Source organism: Sphingomonas sp. BL-S-28 (assembly GCF_055521515.1).
In genome coordinates this window covers 2,929,987-2,948,894 of sequence record NZ_CM145484.1, presented here as the reverse complement: position 1 = coordinate 2,948,894, position 18,908 = coordinate 2,929,987, and the positions used below count along the sequence as shown (strand labels likewise).

15 protein-coding genes are annotated in these 18,908 nt (G+C 61.2%); 6 read left to right on the top strand and 9 right to left on the bottom strand.

Annotation, left to right across the window (positions count from 1 at the left end):
* Positions 1-528 precede the first annotated feature (528 nt).
* Positions 529-1,779 (top strand): DUF763 domain-containing protein, encoded by a 1,251-nt coding sequence (locus tag ACZ1JC_RS22550; protein WP_465148447.1) that lies wholly within the window; start codon positions 529-531, stop codon positions 1,777-1,779.
* Between the two features lie 218 nt (positions 1,780-1,997).
* Here ACZ1JC_RS22550 and ACZ1JC_RS22545 read toward each other — a convergent pair whose 3' ends face one another.
* The gene (locus ACZ1JC_RS22545) at positions 1,998-2,201 is read right to left on the bottom strand and encodes a hypothetical protein (RefSeq protein ID WP_185999029.1); all 204 of its coding nucleotides are present in this window, start codon (positions 2,199-2,201) and stop codon (positions 1,998-2,000) included.
* Between the two features lie 2 nt (positions 2,202-2,203).
* On the bottom strand, positions 2,204-2,416 hold the full coding sequence (locus ACZ1JC_RS22540) for a hypothetical protein (RefSeq protein ID WP_465138042.1): 213 nt from the start codon (positions 2,414-2,416) through the stop codon (positions 2,204-2,206).
* Between the two features lie 721 nt (positions 2,417-3,137).
* Between ACZ1JC_RS22540 and ACZ1JC_RS22535 the strand changes: the two genes are divergently transcribed.
* Positions 3,138-4,253: a DNA topoisomerase IB gene (locus ACZ1JC_RS22535; RefSeq protein ID WP_465138043.1), complete on the top strand. Its 1,116-nt coding sequence runs from the start codon at positions 3,138-3,140 to the stop codon at positions 4,251-4,253.
* Positions 4,254-4,325: 72 nt separating this feature from the next.
* Positions 4,326-5,633 carry a glycosyltransferase family 4 protein gene (locus tag ACZ1JC_RS22530; RefSeq protein WP_465138044.1) on the top strand — a complete coding sequence of 436 codons (1,308 nt, stop codon included), beginning with the start codon at positions 4,326-4,328 and terminating at the stop codon, positions 5,631-5,633.
* 610 nt (positions 5,634-6,243) lie between these two features.
* On the opposite strand, the gene ACZ1JC_RS22525 is transcribed toward ACZ1JC_RS22530, so the two are convergent.
* The 6 genes from ACZ1JC_RS22525 to ACZ1JC_RS22500 all read right to left on the bottom strand — a co-directional run bounded on the left by ACZ1JC_RS22525 (position 6,244) and on the right by ACZ1JC_RS22500 (position 14,116).
* Positions 6,244-7,170 (bottom strand): NAD(P)/FAD-dependent oxidoreductase, encoded by a 927-nt coding sequence (locus ACZ1JC_RS22525; protein WP_465138045.1) that lies wholly within the window; start codon positions 7,168-7,170, stop codon positions 6,244-6,246.
* 12 nt (positions 7,171-7,182) lie between these two features.
* Entirely contained in the window at positions 7,183-10,302 is a 3,120-nt protein-coding gene (locus ACZ1JC_RS22520; RefSeq protein ID WP_465138046.1) for a DEAD/DEAH box helicase, read from the bottom strand.
* Positions 10,299-10,895: a PRC-barrel domain-containing protein gene (locus ACZ1JC_RS22515; RefSeq protein WP_465138047.1), complete on the bottom strand. Its 597-nt coding sequence runs from the start codon at positions 10,893-10,895 to the stop codon at positions 10,299-10,301. Before ACZ1JC_RS22515 ends, ACZ1JC_RS22520 begins: the two co-directional genes overlap by 4 nt.
* A 191-nt stretch (positions 10,896-11,086) precedes the next feature.
* Positions 11,087-12,226 (bottom strand): glycoside hydrolase family 130 protein, encoded by a 1,140-nt coding sequence (locus ACZ1JC_RS22510; RefSeq protein ID WP_465138048.1) that lies wholly within the window; start codon positions 12,224-12,226, stop codon positions 11,087-11,089.
* 284 nt (positions 12,227-12,510) lie between these two features.
* A complete protein-coding gene (locus ACZ1JC_RS22505) occupies positions 12,511-12,744 on the bottom strand; it encodes a hypothetical protein (protein WP_185999022.1) in 234 nt (77 codons plus the stop codon).
* Positions 12,745-13,375: 631 nt separating this feature from the next.
* Positions 13,376-14,116 (bottom strand): Crp/Fnr family transcriptional regulator, encoded by a 741-nt coding sequence (locus ACZ1JC_RS22500; protein ID WP_185999021.1) that lies wholly within the window; start codon positions 14,114-14,116, stop codon positions 13,376-13,378.
* A 239-nt stretch (positions 14,117-14,355) separates the two neighbouring features.
* Here ACZ1JC_RS22500 and katE point away from each other — a divergent pair, with 239 nt between their 5' ends.
* The 3 genes from katE to ACZ1JC_RS22485 all read left to right on the top strand — a co-directional run bounded on the left by katE (position 14,356) and on the right by ACZ1JC_RS22485 (position 17,843).
* Positions 14,356-16,593, top strand: a complete 2,238-nt coding sequence (gene katE, locus ACZ1JC_RS22495) for a catalase (RefSeq protein ID WP_465138049.1) — start codon at positions 14,356-14,358, stop codon at positions 16,591-16,593.
* A 360-nt stretch (positions 16,594-16,953) separates the two neighbouring features.
* On the top strand, positions 16,954-17,217 hold the full coding sequence (locus ACZ1JC_RS22490) for a DksA/TraR family C4-type zinc finger protein (RefSeq protein ID WP_185999019.1): 264 nt from the start codon (positions 16,954-16,956) through the stop codon (positions 17,215-17,217).
* Positions 17,214-17,843 carry an alpha-ketoglutarate-dependent dioxygenase AlkB gene (locus ACZ1JC_RS22485; protein ID WP_465138050.1) on the top strand — a complete coding sequence of 210 codons (630 nt, stop codon included), beginning with the start codon at positions 17,214-17,216 and terminating at the stop codon, positions 17,841-17,843. The genes ACZ1JC_RS22490 and ACZ1JC_RS22485 overlap by 4 nt, the downstream gene beginning before the upstream one ends.
* Before the next feature lie 389 nt (positions 17,844-18,232).
* On the opposite strand, the gene ACZ1JC_RS22480 is transcribed toward ACZ1JC_RS22485, so the two are convergent.
* Positions 18,233-18,709, bottom strand: coding sequence for a hypothetical protein (locus ACZ1JC_RS22480; RefSeq protein WP_465138051.1), 477 nt, complete (start codon positions 18,707-18,709; stop codon positions 18,233-18,235).
* Positions 18,710-18,908: the final 199 nt, after the last annotated feature.

The following is an 18,908-nucleotide window of genomic DNA, read 5'->3' as shown; positions in this document are numbered from 1 at the left end:
TCTTTTTCGTTTCCGCCCGGGCTGCGAGGCGCAGCGATCGGCGCGCTCGCCGTCCTTCCAGTGCAAAGGCTTCCCAGTCACTCACTGATTTGTTGAAAGATTCCCTATTGGCTGGGCTTGCCGCGAGGGCTTCCGGCCTGAACACCGGTTCTGGTGTCGAGCGGTAAATCTTTCGCTGCGCGGCCGCCATGGTCGCTGCTCGGACGCGCTCCAACGCCGCCGGTACCTTCGGTGTCCTGACCGGGAGCGGCCCGCTCATGGTCATGATCAGACTTGTCAGGGATGGGCGGGTAAATGTTTTTCGTATCTGCCATGACGCTCGCCTTTTTTGCCCTCGCATTGTCACAACGGATGCGGGGCATCTCCCGTTCCGCAGGATACGGCGATTGTTCGAAGGGGCGGCGGCGTGGCCAATATGTTCATATTATGTTCGGCGTGTGCTAGGATCCCCCTCATGATCGCTTTTCAATTGCCGGCCCTCTTCCCAGGCAAGCCCGAGACCTGCCGGCTTTTGGCGGGGGGGAACTCTTGAGCAGGCGCGGTGGGAGCGCCGACCTTCCCCTGCACGGCGGCAGGGTTCCTGCCTGGCTGGGCGAACGCATGTCCCGACTGGGCGCCGTTATCGCCCAAGCCATCGTGATCGAGTATGGCCGCGACGAATTCCTTCGCCGTTTATCCCACCCCTTCTGGTTTCAGTCGTTTGGCGCGGTGATGGGAATGGACTGGCACTCCTCAGGCATCACAACCAGCGTTCTTGGCGCGTTGAAACGCGGACTGGCGCCATTGTCGAGTGAACTTGGCATCCATGTCTGCGGCGGCAGGGGCAAGCATAGCCGTAAAACGCCTGACGAGCTGATCCTTGTGGGGGAACGTACCGGTATCGACGGCGGGGCACTCGCCGCCACCAGTCGCCTGGTGGCCAAAGTGGACAGCGCGGCGCTTCAGGATGGCTTCGACTTGTACCTGCACGGCTTTATCGTCGCCGACGACGGCCGCTGGGTGGTCGTGCAGCAAGGCATGAACCATGATCGGCGGCAGGCTCGCCGGTATCACTGGCTGAGCGAAGGCATTGAAGATTTCGTCGACGCCCCTCATGCGGCCATAGAGGGACGAAGCGGAGGACAAATCGTCAACCTCGCCGATTGCCGCGCAGCAGTCTCGCGCAGCGGGCAATTGGAGTTGCTGGGGTCCATCGGACCGGATGGCATCTTACGCGAGTTGCGGCGCATGACGCCTGCGGCCGAGCCGGAACAAGACCTTCTCCCTCATCTGCTTTTGCCGGACCATCACGAGGTTCGCCCCGAAAATGTGATCGAACGACGTTTGCATGGAGCTCTGGCCGCTGCCGCAGATCTGGGCCCCAAGGATTTCTCCGAATTGCTGCTCGTTCCGGGCGTGGGAGCGCGAACGGTTCGTTCGCTGGCTATAGTGGCGGAAGTCGTTCACGGTGCGCCATGCCGCTTCAGCGATCCGGCTCGGTTCTCATTGGCGCACGGGGGGAAGGATCGGCACCCATATCCGGTACCCACTAAGGTCTACGACCATACGATCGCGGTAATGAAGTCTGCGGTGCGAAAGGCCAGGCTTGGGCATGGCGAAGAATTGGCAGCGATCAGGCGGCTGGATGAGCAGGCGCGGAGACTTGAGGCAACCGCCTCGGGCCCATCCGTTGACGATTACCTCGCCGACGAGCGAACGCGATCGCATGAATACGGGGGACGAAGTGTGTTCGGATGGGAACCCCCAAAAAAAGAGGCTGCGGCGGTTAATCGGTATTAATTGCCACCGAGACCTGATCCGGGAGAGGCCTGAAGGTCAATTGAGCGTGACCCATGGTGCGCTCCCCCTGGCTTTGATGCGCGAGAGGACATGGAGTGTTGGACATGACGTCATCGAGCGTAAACAGGCCGCGCATTTCCAGGTGTCAACAATCAAGGGTGGGCGCCGCCGGGTAGCCAAAGAAAAGGACCGGAAGCATCGCTTCCGGTCCCTTCCGGTTACGCCGCCGTCCGCAAGCAGTCGAGATCGTCGGCGTAAAGATCACGCATCCAACTCTGGATTTGATCATTCACCGCACGGTGCAGAGCCTTTAGCCGGCGCACGTCCGGCTTACCAGCCTCGCCCCGTGCTTCAGCGCGCTGGATAGCGAGCTCGAGGCGTTCTCGTTCTTTGCGCAGCAGGCTGAACAGTTTGTCTGCCATGATCATGCCTCGCGATTATCAAGTGTGCGCATGGCAGACATAATGTCGTCGAACTGAACTGGTTCCGAAGCGCCTGGCGGTCGCCTCAGATCTGGTTGACCTTCCACGGCAGAGGCATCCGATGCCCACGATGCAAGGATCGCGCGCTTTACCTCGGGCTCAAGCTGGGGATGTTCCATGAATTCGAAGGGATGAAAAAATTTGGAGAGGGACATTGCGTTGCCTCCTTTCTTCCAACTCTCCTCGTTGCGACAGGAGTGACCTGTCGGATGAAATATCTTCAGAACCGCGATTCGATTCAAGACTCAATTGAGGGGTTATTGGGGTGACCGCTGCGGCTCGGGAAAACGCGCCCGGCGGTATCTCGGCCGAGAAATGCGTGGCCAATCACCTGGCCATGCGTCGGCTATCCTGATTGGTTCGACATCGCCGGGAGCCTTAGTCAGCAGCAGGCCATCGCCTAGTTGCTGGTCGAGGCGCGAGGTCATTTTCTCGTTCCGCGGTTGGTAGTGATGTGTGCCTGCATCCCTGCAGGGGCAGCATCCAAGGAAAGTCTGTTAACTGGGAAAAACGAGATGCATCGAGGATTGGAGATGCACCATCATGGAGCGGCCCGCATGCTGCCGGAGAATTGCTGGGACATAGACCGCATGGGAAAGCGGCCAGCCCAAGAGCTCCAAGGTCATGAGCGGTATTCTCGATGCGATAAAAAACTCAGTCTGCTTAACGTCAACCTGCGTATAGATCTCTTTTGTGCGCTTGAAGCACCGCACATCCGCGCAGTCATAGGCAAGGCAGCCTTATGTCTTTCAGCGCCGGAGCACGCCGGCACGTGGATAAATTTTCCGGCGCCGGGAATATTATGAAAGACCGTGACGAGCAGATGCACGTTCAGAGGTCGGGGAACGCGATCCGGCTTCGTGCGATTCAGGCGGTATGAAAACGCGAGAGGACGCGCTGGCCCAGGCCGGCGAGGCAGGAATTATCGTCGATGCGCAGGAGGCGGCGGAAAGCGCGGGCCTTGTCTATGTCACTGATGACAGCCCCGGGATGAGCCGCCAAACGTATCGTGGCAGGTTTCGCTACCGCGATCCGCGCGGTAACGTCGTCAAGGACGACAAGACTCTGAAACGCATTGCATCGCTGGCAATCCCCCCGGCATACACGGATGTGTGGATTTGCGCCAAACCCAATGGCCATATCCAGGCGACCGGCCGCGACGCCAAGGGCCGCAAGCAGTATCGCTACCACGCCAAGTTTCGCGAGGTGCGCGACAGCACGAAGTACGAGCACATGCTCGATTTTGCCAAAGCCCTGCCAGCCGTGCGCGAGAGGATTGACGCCGATCTCCAGAAGCGCGGTCTGCCACGCGAGAAGGTTCTGGCTGCGGTCGTCCACCTGCTAGAAACCACGATGATCCGCGTTGGCAACGCGGACTATGTCAAGCAGAACAGGAGCTACGGGCTTACGACGCTCCAGGACCGCCATGTCGCGGTCGAAGGGACGGAGCTTCGTTTCAACTTCAAGGGCAAGAGCGGCAAGCAGTGGAAGCTAAGGCTCAGGGACCGGCGCATCGCGAAGATTGTGAAGGCTAGCCAGGACCTGCCGGGCCAGCATCTCTTCCAGTACATCGGCGAGGACGGCGAGCAGTACGAAGTCACCTCGAACGATATCAACAGCTATCTGAAAGAAATCTCAGGGGCAGACATCACAGCGAAGGACTTCCGTACCTGGAATGGCACGGTGCTCGCTGCGCTGGCTCTTGCCGAATACGAAAAGGTGGATAACGAGGCCGCCGCCAAGCGAAACGTGCGCGCGGCTATCGAAGCGGTGGCCTCGCGCCTGGGCAACACGCCGACGGTCTGCCGAAAATGTTACATTCACCCCGAGGTGTTTGACAGCTACTTGAGCGACGAACTCGTGCTTGAGGCGCGGGACGCGGTTGAAAAAGAGCTGCGGGACGAATTGTCTCGGCTTCGCCCCGAGGAGGCAGTGGTCCTCGCTTTTCTGCAACGTCGCCTCGCGGACAAGGCCAAGATTCCCGCACTTTGAAACGCGGCGGAATCGTGGAACGCGCGCCTGCCCCATCCGTTAATTGTTCGAACCCTCCATCACGGTGACGGCATGATCAATTCGCAGAACGCTTTCTCTCAGCTGGGCCCATTCACATCTTTGGCCCAGAAATCTTTCTTGCCGAAACCCGACAACACAAGCTTCAATGTTGCCGTGATTGGCACATACGCACCGCGTAAATGTGGCATTGCGACATTTACCGAGGACCTCAAGACGAAAGTCGAGACTTTTTATCCTCGCACGAGTTTCGACGTCTATGCACTCGACCTGCACGAGGCGGCACCGCTCTACGGCGATCGCGTCAACCTCATCAACGTTGACGAAGCGGAGAGCTACCGGAAAGCGGCCCGGCAGATCAACCGTTCCGGCGTCGATGCCGTCTGGCTTCAACACGAGTACGGCATCTTCGGCGGGCCCGACGGAATTCTCGTGACCGAACTGGTCGACCGGATCGAGGTACCGCTCATCGTCACCTTCCATACGATACTCTCTCAGCCATCCGCTGGTCAGCGTGAAGTCCTCGGACATATTCTGGCGCGTACCGACCAAGCCATGGTCATGTCAGAGCATGGTCGCAGCCTTCTCACCGAGCTGTATGGTTTTTCGCCGGATCGTATCACGATGATTCCCCACGGAGCTCCCGACCGACCCTTTGGCCGAGAGGCGGGGTTCAAAGCGCGCCTCGGCGTAGCAGATCGCCCCGTTCTCATGACATTTGGTCTATTGGGGCCGGGCAAGGGCCTCGAGCATGCGATCGAAGCGTTGCCGGCGATTACCGCCGCGCATCCCGATGTGCTCTACCGGATTGTCGGTGCCACGCATCCCAATCTCCTCCGCGAGCAGGGCGAGGCATACCGAAAACTCCTCGAAACGCGGGTCTCGGAGCTCGGGGTCGAAGACAATGTGCAATGGGACAATCGCTTTGTCGACACTGAGGAACTGCTCGATCAGATCGAGGCCTGCGACATTTATCTCACCCCCTATCCTAACCTCCAGCAGTCGACGTCCGGCACGCTGAGCTACGCTGTAGCTCTCGGAAAGGCTGTCGTTTCCACCCCGTATATCCACGCCCGCGAGCTTCTCGCCAATGGGGTTGGCCGCCTTGTCCCGCCAGAAAAACCATCTGCCATATCGGCGGCGGTCAACGATCTTCTCGATCGCCCATATTCTCTGGCCGAGTTGAAGGAACGCGCCTATGCGCGAGGCCGGTCGACAATATGGTCGCGCTTCGCGCAGGCGAGCGCAGACCTCATCAACAAAGCGGCCGGGGAGCAGGCTTCGGCAGTCGCCGCCCGCGATGCGCAGGTTTATGAAAGGATTGCGGCAGAATCCGGCTCGGCGGCTCTGCGCTGCCGCTGACCAGTTCAGTGCATGATCAATCCGACACCGCAGCATTCCCCCAAGGTCGGATAGAAGCGCCATAGACGGAACCACGTTGCAGCGCAGAGTGTTGTCGTGTTTCAGCACGAGCCCTGCGACGATGACTGGTCCCTTGAGCGGCTTGAACCATGGATTGTCCCGCAACGCTGGTTCGCGACATGTCTCCGAAGAATTCATGGGTGCGAGCAAGATGGCCGTGCCCGGCTGCCGATCCTGCGTGATGCTGTCCGGAACTCTTTTTCGGGCGTTTGGCGCTGATGACGCCAAGGTGGTTGGGATCGCTTTTAGCCTGTCCAATGCGCGCGGCAGACACCGCAATGCGTACGTTGCAGGATGCGGCGGCCGTCATGCGCGCGATCTCGGGCGCCCGACACCTAGCTCATCGAGTTGCTCGAAGATCAGGCGAGGGGCCCCGCCCTGCTGTGCCTATGGCCTGATTTCTGCTGGTTCGCGCCCGACGTAACTGTCCGGTTAGGCATTTAGCCGCAGATGCCAGCGGTTATGTCGTAATAGAAGTGGGGCTGGCAAATTGGCGCAATGCCCACAACGAATGGGATGCCGGCGAGGGCGAACTCACTGCCGAGCACGCTCAGCGCAGCAGCGGCTGCTTGGCGGCGAGATCGTTTCGAATGGTCGTCGCCGCGACGCCGGCTTCCCCCATCGCATGACTGATCTGATCGAGGCCCTTGGCGACATCGCCGGCCGCATAGAGGCCCGGCAGGCTGGTCCGCTGGTGGGCGTCGACAATGAGGCAACCGTCTTCGGTCGCTTCCGCGCCGAGCATGACGGCAAGTTCTGAGCGGATAACAGATCCCAGCGCGGGATAGACCGTGTCGAAAGCGAGGGTTTCGCCGGGCACCGGAACCAGGATCGTCTCGCCTTCGATGCGTAGCGGCGCGCATGGACCGTCCCGCAAGACGATGCCAGCTTTCTTTAGCTCGACCAATTCTTCCTTGCTAAGCGTGTGACCGCCCTCGGGTGCGATCAGCGTCACATCCCTCGAATACATCCGGAGAAACAACGCCTCGTTATGGCCGCGCGCGCGCGAGCCGATCACGCCGATCTTCTTGTCGGTCACCTCATAGCCATCGCAAATTGGGCAATAGCGCAAGAGTCCGCGAGCCAGCGCGGCGTCATGGATCTCTGGAGCCATCCTGGGCGAATTGTTCACGACACCCGTCGCCAGGAGGACAGCACGTGTATGCAGGGTTTCATCGCCGATGCGGGCGATAAAAAGCTCGCCTTTTCGCTCGATCCTTTCGACCAGTCCCGCACGGGCGCTCGCACCGAACTCCGAGGCCTGCTTGCGCATGAGTGAAAGCAACTCGCGGCCAGGAATGCCGCCAGGATAGCCGGCATGATTGTGTGTGCGCGGGATCAAGGCAGCTCGGCTCTTGCCAGCATCGACGATTTCCACGCGTAAACGGAAGCGCGCTAGATAGATCGCTGCGGTAAGGCCGGCCGGGCCCGCGCCGACAATCAGGCAATCGGAAGGGGCGCTCCGGGCGTCCGACATGCATCAACCTCCTTAAGGCACCAGAGTCTCGAGAAGGTCAGCTACCCGCGCCAGTCGGGTGGCTTCGTTTGTCTGTTCTTTCAGCAACCAGCGTCCATCCTTCTCGGTGAGATCAGTGCCATTCGGCAGGTGCAGTTCGCCGCCGCGCGGGGTGAGAGCGATGGCTGCGGGTCCGGCATCTACGCGCTCTATTCCTGCCGTGCGGGCGAGGATGCCGATCCGCGCTGCTGCGAGCAGCCGCTCGGCATGCGCCGGAAGCCGGCCGAACCGGTCGGCAAGTTCTGCTTCGAATGCGTTGAGTTCGCCCTCATCCGTAAGGCGCGCGAGACGCACGTAAAGACCGAGCCGGATATCGGGGTCGGGTATCCATTGGGCCGGCAGGCCTCCGGGATCTCCCAGATTGAGGTCGGGCGCCCAAAAACCCGGATCCTGCCCGAGGGCCCGCCGTAGCGCGGCTTCGAACAGGTGTTGATAGAGGTCGACGCCGACGAGTTTCATGTGACCCGCCTGGGTATCGGCGAGCGGGTCGCCGGCGCCGCGCTGGTCGAGGTCTGCCGCGCTAATCTCGAAGCCTGCACCAAGCCGGTCGTGAGCGGTCAGCGTACGCAGCCGCTTCATCGTCCGCTCGGCGATCTCGCCGCCTTCGGTCAGCATGATGACCTGCCCCCTGCGATTGCCGCGCCCCACCCGTCCGCGCAGTTGGTGAAGCTGGGCGAGGCCGAAGCGGTCGGCGCGCCAGATGAGCATGGTATTGGCGCGCGGGACGTCGAGGCCCGCTTCTATGATATTGGTCGCCAACAGAACATCGCCTTCGCCATCGCCAAAGCGGACCATTGCCTCGTCGATGGCGCCGGCCGCCATCTTGCCGTGCGCTTCGATGACGGTGAGGTCGGGCACGATGCGGGCCAAGCGTGCGGCGAGGGACCCGAGGTCCTCAATCCGAGGCGTGACAACGAAGCTTTGTCCGCCCCGTGAGCGTTCGCGCAGGAGCGCTGTTCGGATCATGGTATCCTCGGGAGTGGTAAGGATCGTGCGGATCGGCTGGCGCCGCGCCGGCGGGGTGGCGATAACCGAAATCTGTTGCAGACCGATCATCGCGCGGTGGAGCGTGCGCGGTATCGGCGTCGCGCTCATTGCCAGAAGGTGTACTTCCGCGCGGCCTCGCAACCGGGCCTTATCGGCCGCTCCAAAGCGCTGTTCCTCGTCGATGATGACGAGTCCGAGCCGCGCATAGCGGACGTCCTTCGCCATGACCGCGGCCGTGCCAACGACGATTCCAATAGTGCCATCGGCGAGGCCGGCTTTGGTCGCTTTTCTCTCCGCCGCGCTCGACAGCCGGGACAGACCGGCAATTTTCACACCCGTGCCTTCGAAGCGGCGCGCGAATGCCTGCAGGTGCTGGCGTACCAGTACGGTTGTCGGCGCTGCCAGAATGACCTGGTAGCCCGCCAGGGCGGCGAGTGCCGCAGCGCGCAGTGCGACCTCGGTCTTGCCATAGCCGACATCGCCGATGACGAGGCGGTCCATTGGCCGGCCCGAAGCAAGATCGTCACGCGCGGCCTGGATTGCCCGTGCCTGATCCGCGGTCTCGTTGAATGGAAAGGTCGCGACGAATTGTTCGTAGCTGGCGGAGTCGGGTTCGATCACCGGCGCTTCGAGCCGGCGACGCTGCTCTGCAAGGAGGAGCAGTTCGCGCGCGCTTTCGGCGATGGCTTCGTCGATCGACCCGCGCCGTTTTTCCCAGCTCGAGCCGTCGAGCCTGTCAAGCTTCACCGCCTCTCCGTCGCCGCCGTAGCGCCATAGCCGGCCGGCCTCGTGCACCGGCACCAAACGGCGGTGGCCCCCGGCATATTCAAGCACGATGAGATCGACCCCGGCTTCGCCGGGCGCATGTTCAAGGCCCACCACCCGGCCGACTCCATGATCCTGATGGACCACGAGATCACCCGAGCGGATGTCGCCGCTTGCAAGCTGCAATCCAGCTTGCCTCTGTTCGACATTATCCAACAGGGCGCGGCTGCCGAGAAGATCAGCCGCGGCGATCATCACCACATCATTCGAGGCAGCGCCCCGGTCGATCGGCGCGACAAGCGCTGCGACGCCGCCGGCGGGGAGCCCCGCCAAGTCTTCGAGCGCTTCGAGCGTTTCCACCTCGACGTTAAGGATGTTGGCGAGCTTTGCTCTCAGGAACCGAACGTCACGTTCGCTTCCGACCAGCAGCATGCGCTGCCCGGCAGCGAGCAACGGCGATGCGAAGCGCCGCAACGCGGTGAGAGGGGATTTCTGCTCGGCAAAGCGCGGTGTTGGCGAAACTTCCGCTTCCAGTTCGCTCTGCACCCACGCGGCAAGGTCGCTGGTCCAAAGGTCCTCGGAAACGGCGTCGATCGCTCCGCCGCCCGCGCTGGCCGCTTGGCCGGCAAGGCGGACGAAGCGCTGCCGGCGCTTGTCCGCCTTGGGCGACAAATAAACATGGCCGGGCACCAAATGGGCGAGGATCGAGACCGTTTCCTTCGAGACCGGTTCGGCGGCTCGGCCGATTTCCAGGTACTCGCATGGCTCTTCGCTAAGCTGCGTTGCAGGGTCGTAGCGGCGGATCCCGGCGATGCGCCCGTCTGCGACATCGATCCGCGCGGGAAGGCCAGCGTCGGCAGGGAAGATGTCGATGACATCGCCGCGCACCGCGACTTCTCCAGGCTCGTCCACCCGGTCGTCAGTGAAATATCCGAGCCCCTCCATCCGGGCAGTGAAACCCTCGATGTGGATCGGATCACCGATCCGCAGCGTCGGTGGGGCCGGGTCGAATGCGGCGGGCTTCGCATAAAGCCTGGCCGCGGCCTCGCCGCTCATAATCGCTGCGAGGTGCGGTCGCTCTTCGTCAAGGACCAGCCGGCGCAGATCTCGCAGGGCCGCGACCCGCCGACCGATATTTGCCGGGGAGGCAGGTGCGCGGTCGCCGGGCAGAGTATCACTCGATGGAACGAAGACGACGCGGGCGTTGGGAACCAATGCTGCTAGAGCGGCAGCGACCATCTCGGCCTCACGGTCGTCGTCTGCCAGGTAAAGGAGATCGCCGGCGCGCAGGCCCCAAGCAAGCGTCAGGGCGGTTTCTCCCAGACCGCGAGAAGCGGTCATCGGGCAAGACTCGCAGCCATCTCGGCCCGTGCGGCGGGCCAGTCTCCATCGGCAAGCGGCGGCAGGCTTTCGAACCAGGCGCGCGCGCGACGTAGCTTCATCCGATCGCAGGCGAAATCGATCTGCGCCCGATCCACCGCGCGCAGTTCTTCGCCGATCCCACCGACACCGCTCGAGGCGATCACGACGTAGCTCACGTTGCCGCTCTCGCATGTGACGAGCGCTTCGACCGCTTTGCCGATCGTCTCGCCGTCGGCCGACGCTACAGGCATGCCGGCGATACCCGTAGCGGTGAAAAGGGTCGGGTAACCAGAGCGCCGGCTGGCCTCGGTTGCCGACTTACCGCCATCGTCATAGGAACGCTGCTTGCCCAGCCAGCGCCACGCGCCGATCAGATTGACGAAGATCAGGAAAACGTTGGTGGCGAGGAGATTGTTCTGCCCGGACGCCAGCCCCACCACCGACCAGGCGATCGAGCCGATCATGAAGACGACGAAGCCCCAGCCCGTGACCCGAGCGCCGAGATTGGCAGCGGTCATCATGGCGGCGATCATCGTGGCGGCAGGCGCGATCCAACCGGCGACGTCTTCCATAGGCAACTCCTTGGCTGGGGTGAGAATCGAGGAACGCGAAGCGCCGCTCTTGGTGCCGGAGCCGGGGTAGATTTCGGTCGCGCGCCTGTCCTGCGCCATCCAGTGTCAACGAAGCCGGCTCCGAACGACTTGGCGTATCGCTTAAGCTTCAGACGAAAAGCGCTTCGTCTTGCACCAGACAGCTGGCGTGATTATGGCGAGAAGGCTGCCTTTGGTATATGGGTGATGCGGCATGCGAGATCCGCTTCTCCAGAGGCAACGACGTAGTAGCTGCCAGCGTCTACAATCCCGGTGGTGAAGACCACATCTCGCAAATACATTTGATGCTCTATCGGCTTGGTGAGTTCCGGGTTAGGTTCTATGAGAGGTTTGTGGCTCGAACGAACGGTAATGCTCGGATCGTCGCGTGCCAGTATTGACCAATAGGTCCGATAAATTCCTACCAGTTCTTTTGGTTCAACACCGTGCCAAAGGGACAACCATCCACCATCCTCGATGCCGGTTGTTAGCAGGGGAGGGCTGCCCCCACCCATTCTCGCGGTTGCCAGGGTAGCGGCGTGTGGCCGAATTCCCGGCTTTGAGAATGGCTTCCAAAACCGTCCGTCCGGCGAGTGAGCGAGATTTATCGATGGTCCGGCGCGCCATTCACTGCCTGGCGGGTACGCAAAGTAAGCATCGCCAAGGGGACGGGTCTGTGCCCAGTACTGATTGTTGATCAGACCTTCGAACAGCAGCATGTCTTTGTTTTGATGGTCGAGGAGGATGTCAGCGAATGTCCAATCCAGCCCGTCGCTCGAGGTATAGAGCGTCGTGCACTGCCGCTCGGGACCGACCGAGCAGGTTGTCATGAACCATTGACCTTCCACGTAGCTGATCCGCGGATCCTCAACGCCATAGCATTGCAAGCTGTTGATTGGAGCAATTGCCTTATCGTAGTGAAACGCTAAAGGGGTCATCCCGTCCGGCGTGAGCTCGACTGGCAGTAGCCACGAGAGCGAAGTCAGTACCATGACATTCCAGCCGCCGCCACGAAGGCGGACTGCGCGGGGATCCGACGTGTCGACGAGCTCCAAGGGCCAAGCGTCGGTGACAAAACGGCCGCCGCTCGCAGCCTCCCAGCGAATCGTATGCAGGTGGCCATCAGCGATCGGATCGCGCAGTGCTTCCGCAACGCGCACCATCAGCAGCAAATTGCCATTGGGCAATCTGGTCAGCCCAGGATTAAAAGCACCCAGCACGAACGTTTCTGCTTCGATGTGGTTTGCGAGCGGTGAACGAGCCCGATCAATGTCGTCCGGAAGAACCACCAGTGCGTCGACATCATATTTCATTGCTCTTACCCCCGCCAAGTCGGCCGCGGCGTATTGGTGTATGACACCGACAGCATGGATCCGGACTCTGTCTCGCGGCAATCGGCCATGCGATTGGTGTCGGTTCGCGCACTGAAGCGCGGCATCCGTCATGCTTTAGCATCGAGACCGTGCCCTGTCCGCCGGTCGAACGACGCGGCGTACTGGGCAGTGCGATACGGCCAAGCCCCTTTGGGGTCGCACACACCGCGTGAGATCGCTCCCCCCGATATCCGCGAGCTTCAACTGGGAAATCCGCGGGACCCTTAGTAGCTGCCCGGAGGATCACTGGCAGGGAAACTCCCGTCGATCTGTTCGTCCACCGTGTCCCAATCGTCGTTACGGATGCCCGATTGCTCCTCCGGACCTGCGTTGCGAACAATGCCCGACGAGCCCACGGGGCCACGGTCATCGTCGTCCAGCCGCCGTGATGCTGCGAACTTGGAGTAGGCGAAGTAGCCAAGTCCGGCGAGGATTCCTAATCTCAGCAGTGCACGCATTGCGATTCTCCACGTGGGAAGCAGTTGGCTTCGGCTTGAATTCAATGGGGCCGGCGTCCTGCAAATTCAGGGGGTCGTCACGACGCCCGTCGGGAGGCAAGGCCGGCGACTTTGGCCATGCCGCACTGGTCTTGAGAAATTTCGAGACCCGGCACAGGCCGAGCGTTAACGGTATAACGATCCAGACATCCTCTAGGACCCGGCCGAGATGAGCTGTTACCGCGTGTCAGCAACGCTCTGTCCCGATCTGTGGCAGCGGCACACGGTTGCAATGGTCTTTTTCCTTTTTGGGAAGCGTGCGCTTTTCGACTGACCTCGATCTTCGACGGACCTCGACGCCGTTGGACGGCGAAGCGGACGCTGTCCCTGACCGGGTTTCCAGACCAGGGCGGTGCGATGCGAGCGTCAGATCAGCCATCAGGCGGCCGGTGCGCGCTAATGCTATCTCCGCGGTCCTTTGTCTGCCTCTCGGCATCGCGGGCTGCGGCCACCAGACTATGTCCCGTCCGCGCCGCGGCTTCCGGCGTCATCGTCACGGCCACGCCATTTGGTCCATCGAGAATGACGAGGCCGTCTTCCGCACTAGCGATACCGGGATCGGAATAGGGCGGAATTGCGCCTGTTGGTGTGTTCATCGATTTAACCCTGCGCTGGAGGACGGATTCGCCTCGGTGTAGAGATAGGCCGGATCGAATTGACCCCGGGCGGCCAACCGCGTCGGATCCAGGATTTCCACGAGCGAAGAGCGAAAGACGCACAGGCGCTCCTCCCGCAGCTGGCGCAGGATCCTGTTCACATGGATAGGTGTCAGGCCGCAAATTTCTGCAAGGTCGACCTGGGTAAGGGAAAGCGCGAACCGGTGACCATCGCTGAGCCCCACTGCTTCCAGGCGTGTATTCGTCTCACACAGGAAGTGGGCAACGCGCCCCATCGCATCGAGCCGTCCAAGACGGAACAGCCACGCGCGGTGGATCGCCGCATCGATCAGCGTTGCGTACCAGAGCTTACGGCCGAGTTCCGGGTTCTCACCAATCAAGGTGCCGAGATTTGCATGCGGAACGATTGCCACTGTAGCTGCCGTCATGGTCGCAACATCGTGGTCGAGGAACTTGAGCGGATAGGCATGAAGATCAACAAAATCGCCGGGTAGATGGATCGCGACGAGTTGCCTCAACCCATTCCGGTCATCGATGTAGCGCGACATGATGCCCTCGATCAGAAGCGTGCTGTGATCGAGCATAGTTCCCGCACGTACCAGCACACTGCGTGGCTCAATCGCACGCACTTCGACGATGCCGGCTTCCAATCTCGCCCGCTCGGCGGCGGAGATGTGAACGTTAATCTTGTTCCTGAGAAATCGTTCGCTGAACATGGAATGGTTACAGTGTCCATAAAGGTCAAACGAATGTGACAGAGCTGAAACTATAGGCGTAGCGTCTTGTTTCCGCCCGTGCCGCGCATTCGTGTTGATACAGGTTAGTTTAGTGAAGCGATCCGCAACCGGGCGGGGCGGTGAGAGATTAGAGCGAAACTATCGCTGCGGTGCAGTGCCGGCCGATCAAGGTCGTCCGAGCTCGCGGCGCAGCTTTTTTCCATGACGAGGATTGCCCCATGGCCAAGACGCCCTCGAACGCTCTTACTCACACTGCCAAGCCGGCGCCGACGATTTCGCCGCTCGATCTCGCATCCGCAGACATTGCCGGCGAGTCCCCGCAGAAGGCTTCTCGATTCCCCAGCGACATTTCGGTCTCGCCCTCGTTTACCGAACCTCAGGCAGAGGGGGGAGATACCCATCAGGTTGCCGGTGGGGACGTAGAGACGCTCACCACCGAGCAGGGAATTCCGGTCGCTGACGACCAGAATAGCCTGAAGCAGGGAGCGCGGGGGCCAACTCTGTTGGAGGATGCCCACTTCCGCGGCAAGATATTCCATTTCGATCACGAGCGGATACCCGAACGAGTGGTTCACGCTCGCGGCTACGGTGCGCACGGATTCTTCGAACTCACCGAAAGCCTTTCCGACGTCAGCCGTGCGGACGTCTTCCAGCGGGTCGGTGAGCGGACGCCTGCCTTTGTGCGCTTCTCGACTGTCGCGGGCTCGAAGGGCTCGTTCGATCTTGCCCGCGACGTCCGGGGCTTTGCGGTCAAGCTCTACACCCAGGAAGGAAACTGGGATCTCGTCGGTAACAACATCCCTGTCTTCTTCATTCAGGATGCGATCAAGTTCCCCGACCTGATCCATGCTGCCAAGCCTGAGCCCGACCGAAACTTTCCCCAAGCCCAGACAGCCCATGATAATTTCTGGGACTTCGTAAGTCTCACGCCCGAGACCTTCCACATGATCATGTGGACCATGTCGGACCGCGCGATCCCGCGCTCGTTCCGGACCATGGAGGGTTTCGGGGTTCACACCTTCCGCTTGGTCAATTCCGACGGCAAATCGACATTCGTGAAGTTCCATTGGAAACCGAAACAGGGCCTGCAGTCGGTCATGTGGAACGAGGCGGTGAAAATCAACGGCGCCGATCCCGACTTCCATCGCCGTGACCTGTGGGATGCCATCAATTCCGGCGATCTTCCCGAATGGGAGCTTGGAGTTCAGCTTTTCGACAATGCTTTTGCCGACAGCTTCGACTTCGACGTTCTCGACGCAACCAAGTTGATCCCCGAGGAATTGGTGCCGGTCCGCATCATCGGGCGCTTGGTACTCGACCGCGTCGTCGACAACTTCTTCGCCGAGACCGAGCAAGTCGCCTTCTGCACCCAAAACGTCCCACCGGGCATCGACTTTTCCAACGACCCGCTGCTCCAGGGTCGCAATTTCTCGTATCTCGATACGCAGATCAAGCGACTCGGCGGCCCCAACTTCACCCATATACCGATCAACGCGCCGAAGTGTCCGATGGCACATTTCCAGCAGGACGGTCACATGGCAATGCGCAACCCGAAGGGGCGCGCGAACTACGAGCCGAATAGCTGGGGCGCTACAGAGGGCGGTCCGCGAGAAGACCCGGCCAAGGGTTTCACAAGCTTTGCCGAAGTGGCCGAAGGACCCAAACAACGAGTTCGGTCGGAAAGCTTTGCTGATCACTATAGTCAGGCACGGCAGTTCTACGTCAGCCAGACTCCTATCGAGCAGAAGCATATCGGGGACGCCCTGGTCTTCGAGCTTTCAAAGGTGGAGCGGCCGGACATCCGTTCGCGGACCGTGTCGCACCTTTTGAATATCGATGCCGGACTGGCGGCCAAGGTCGCAGATGGGCTCGGCCTTGTGATGCCTCGCCCGGCGGTCGCTGCACGGGAGCCAATTGCCGACCTTGCGCCGTCCGATAGGCTCAGTATCGTGAAAAATGGGCCCGACAGCTTCAAGGGCCGCAAACTCGGCATTCTGCTGACCGACGGGGCCGACGCCAACATCCTTGCAGCGCTGCTGAAGGCGGTGGATGGCGAAGGCGCGGTATACGAGGTGGTAGCGCCCAAGATCGCTGGGGTCACCTTGTCGGACGGGACCACGGTTGCCGCCAGACACAAGATCGACGGCGGTCCTTCGGTCCTGTTCGACGCCGTCGCGATCGTGGTACCGCAGGAGGGGGCGGCGATGCTCTCGCTCGATGCGCCAGCCAAGGATTTCGTCGCCGATGCATTCGCACACTGCAAGTTCATCGGGTTCACTGCCGAGGCCGCAGTGCTCCTCGCGAAGGCCGGCATCGGTGTAAATGACCTCGATGAAGGATGCCTGCCGCTTGATGAGGCCGCCGACGCGCAAGCGTTCATCGAAAGCTGCCGCGCTCTACGCCACTGGCCTCGCGAACTGGAGGTCGATCTGGATGCACCGCCCGCCGCCCGATAGTCGGCTAGTCGGCGCGACGAAACCCGAGCATGGCGGCCCCATGCTCGGGAGTCGAGATTGCAATTGGCGCAGGTTAATACGCGTTTGACGCGGTCTCTCATTCGGTCGATGCTGAATGGTGGCAGGTCGCTCCCGCCCATCATGTGACCGCCGACAGCGTCGGTCTTGATGCTTGCCTTTCGCGTTCGACATTGACGCACAGATTGCTGCGGAACCGAAACGTCCCTTTCACCGTCCAGGAGCGGGGTGGTGCGAACTGGATGGGGCTCGAAAGGCCGAACCCCTGTTTCGTGACGGTTGGACACATCAGGGGTGAAATCCCTCTCCTACGTCCCCACCTTCGGTAAGGAGGAGTACAATATGGCGAATGGCTGGGCGCCCGATAGCGCCGTACAGGATCAGATCGAGGACAGTCTCAACGATGCGGTGGCTGCTGCTCGCGCATCCATGCCGCGCGGCGAGGGTTTGCCTGACTGCGAGGTCTGCGGCGAGATGATCCCGGAAGGCAGACGGCGCGCTGTTCCCGGCGTGCGTACATGCGTTACGTGCCAATCGAAACGGGAACACCGCCCGGTTGTCTCGGCGATCAATCGGCGGGGGAGTAAGGATAGCCAACTCAGGTGAGCGATCGAACAGACGGTGCGAACGTAGCTCAGTGGGACCTTTTTGGCCCCGCTCCCGCCGCTGCGCGCGCTGCACCTGAGGGTTTCCATAGTTGGCGAGACGTCATTTCACCCGCTGAGGAAAACGATCTTATCGCGCGGATCGATGCTTCACAGCTCCAACCCTTCCGCTTTCAAGGATGGTTGGGCAAACGGCTTACCCGCTCGTTTGGATGGACTTACGATTTCGATCGCGGTTTTGCAGAACGGGGCCCGCCCCTCCCGGCCTGGCTCCTTCCCATGAGGACCCGCGTTGCCGATCATGCGGGCTTGCCGCCGGAACGTTTCGAACAAGCGCTTATCATCCGTTATGATCCAGGCGCGGTCATCGGCTGGCATAAGGATCGGTCTCTGTTCGAGCATGTCGCCGGCATTTCTCTGGGCAGGAATGCTCCGCTGCGGTTCCGACGCAAAATCGGAGACGGGAAGTTCGAACGTTTTACTCATGAAGCGCCGCGGCGCGGTCTCTATCTGCTGACCGATGAGGTTAGGCATCAGTGGGAGCATAGTATTGCTGAGCTGGACAGCGCCCGCTGGTCGATCACTTTCCGTACCTTGGTCGGTCCGCCCCCGATCGGCGCGGCCTAATTTTTCAATCACTTGGCGAGGCGACTAAGGCAATCGTCTGCAAGCCTGTCGACGAGCCGAATCGAGGCTTGGAACGCGCGCGACACCGGCTTTTGCCATGAAAGCTCGCGTCTGCTCTGCACGTCCAACCCAATCGCGGTGCTGCACCGGCGGCAACTCAAGCGCGTGTATGCCGCGCCCAACATCTGCAAGAACCTGCGGGCGGAATCGCGCTCGTCGGGCGGCGTCTGGCCTCGAAATATTAGAACCACATCGGAAATTGTCACCGTCACGCCAGCCGATAACGGCTTGGTTGGGGGTGTCCCGCTCTGCGGCGGCGTCGGCGGAAGATAACCAAGCTCTGGCCATTCCCCGCCCACCGCGCCATCGGGCTTCGTTTCCGTCGCGCGCTAGTAGGCGTTCATCGCAGTGAGGTTTTGAAAATAAAGCACGCTGCCCAGCGCCGGGGTGTCGACGTGAAAGTAAAGAAGACCGGCGTTCAGGCCGCGCTGGGCGGCCTCGACCCTGCCTGCCGTGCCCGCCGGGTCATCCTGCGCATCAAGCGGATAGAGATCCCGCGGCACAAATGGAAGGAGAAGAGGCGCTGCTGGCGTCAGCTCCATGGTGACGCGCAATCGCTGCACATCGAGCCCATCGGTCTTGAGCGCAGCTACATGCCGCCCCATGGCGCTGTGGACCGAAAAGCGCAGTTTTTCGCCGGGGCGGCGACGCAGCTGCTTGACCCGGTCGATCCCGCCGGGCGCATAAGCGAGCCTGATTGCAAGTCCGCCGTGTTCCGGACGGCGCAAGAAAGCCCAGAGCGTATCCTTCCTCTGGGCCACTTCGCAGGTCAGTTTTCCAAATCCGAAGCTGCCTCGGGAGATCAAGGGAGCCGTTCGCCAGTTCAGCCCGCAGGACAAGCACCCAAGGGCTCACAGCTTCCAGTTCTTTTACATCCCCTTGCGTGTTTGTCATGGCGCTGGCTCCGACACGTTTGAGGCTATCTCGGCGATCCCGGGAGGGAGCCGCTTGGTAGGCCCTATCAGCAACCATCATCGGCGACTGGTCGATCTCCGAATGCTGCGA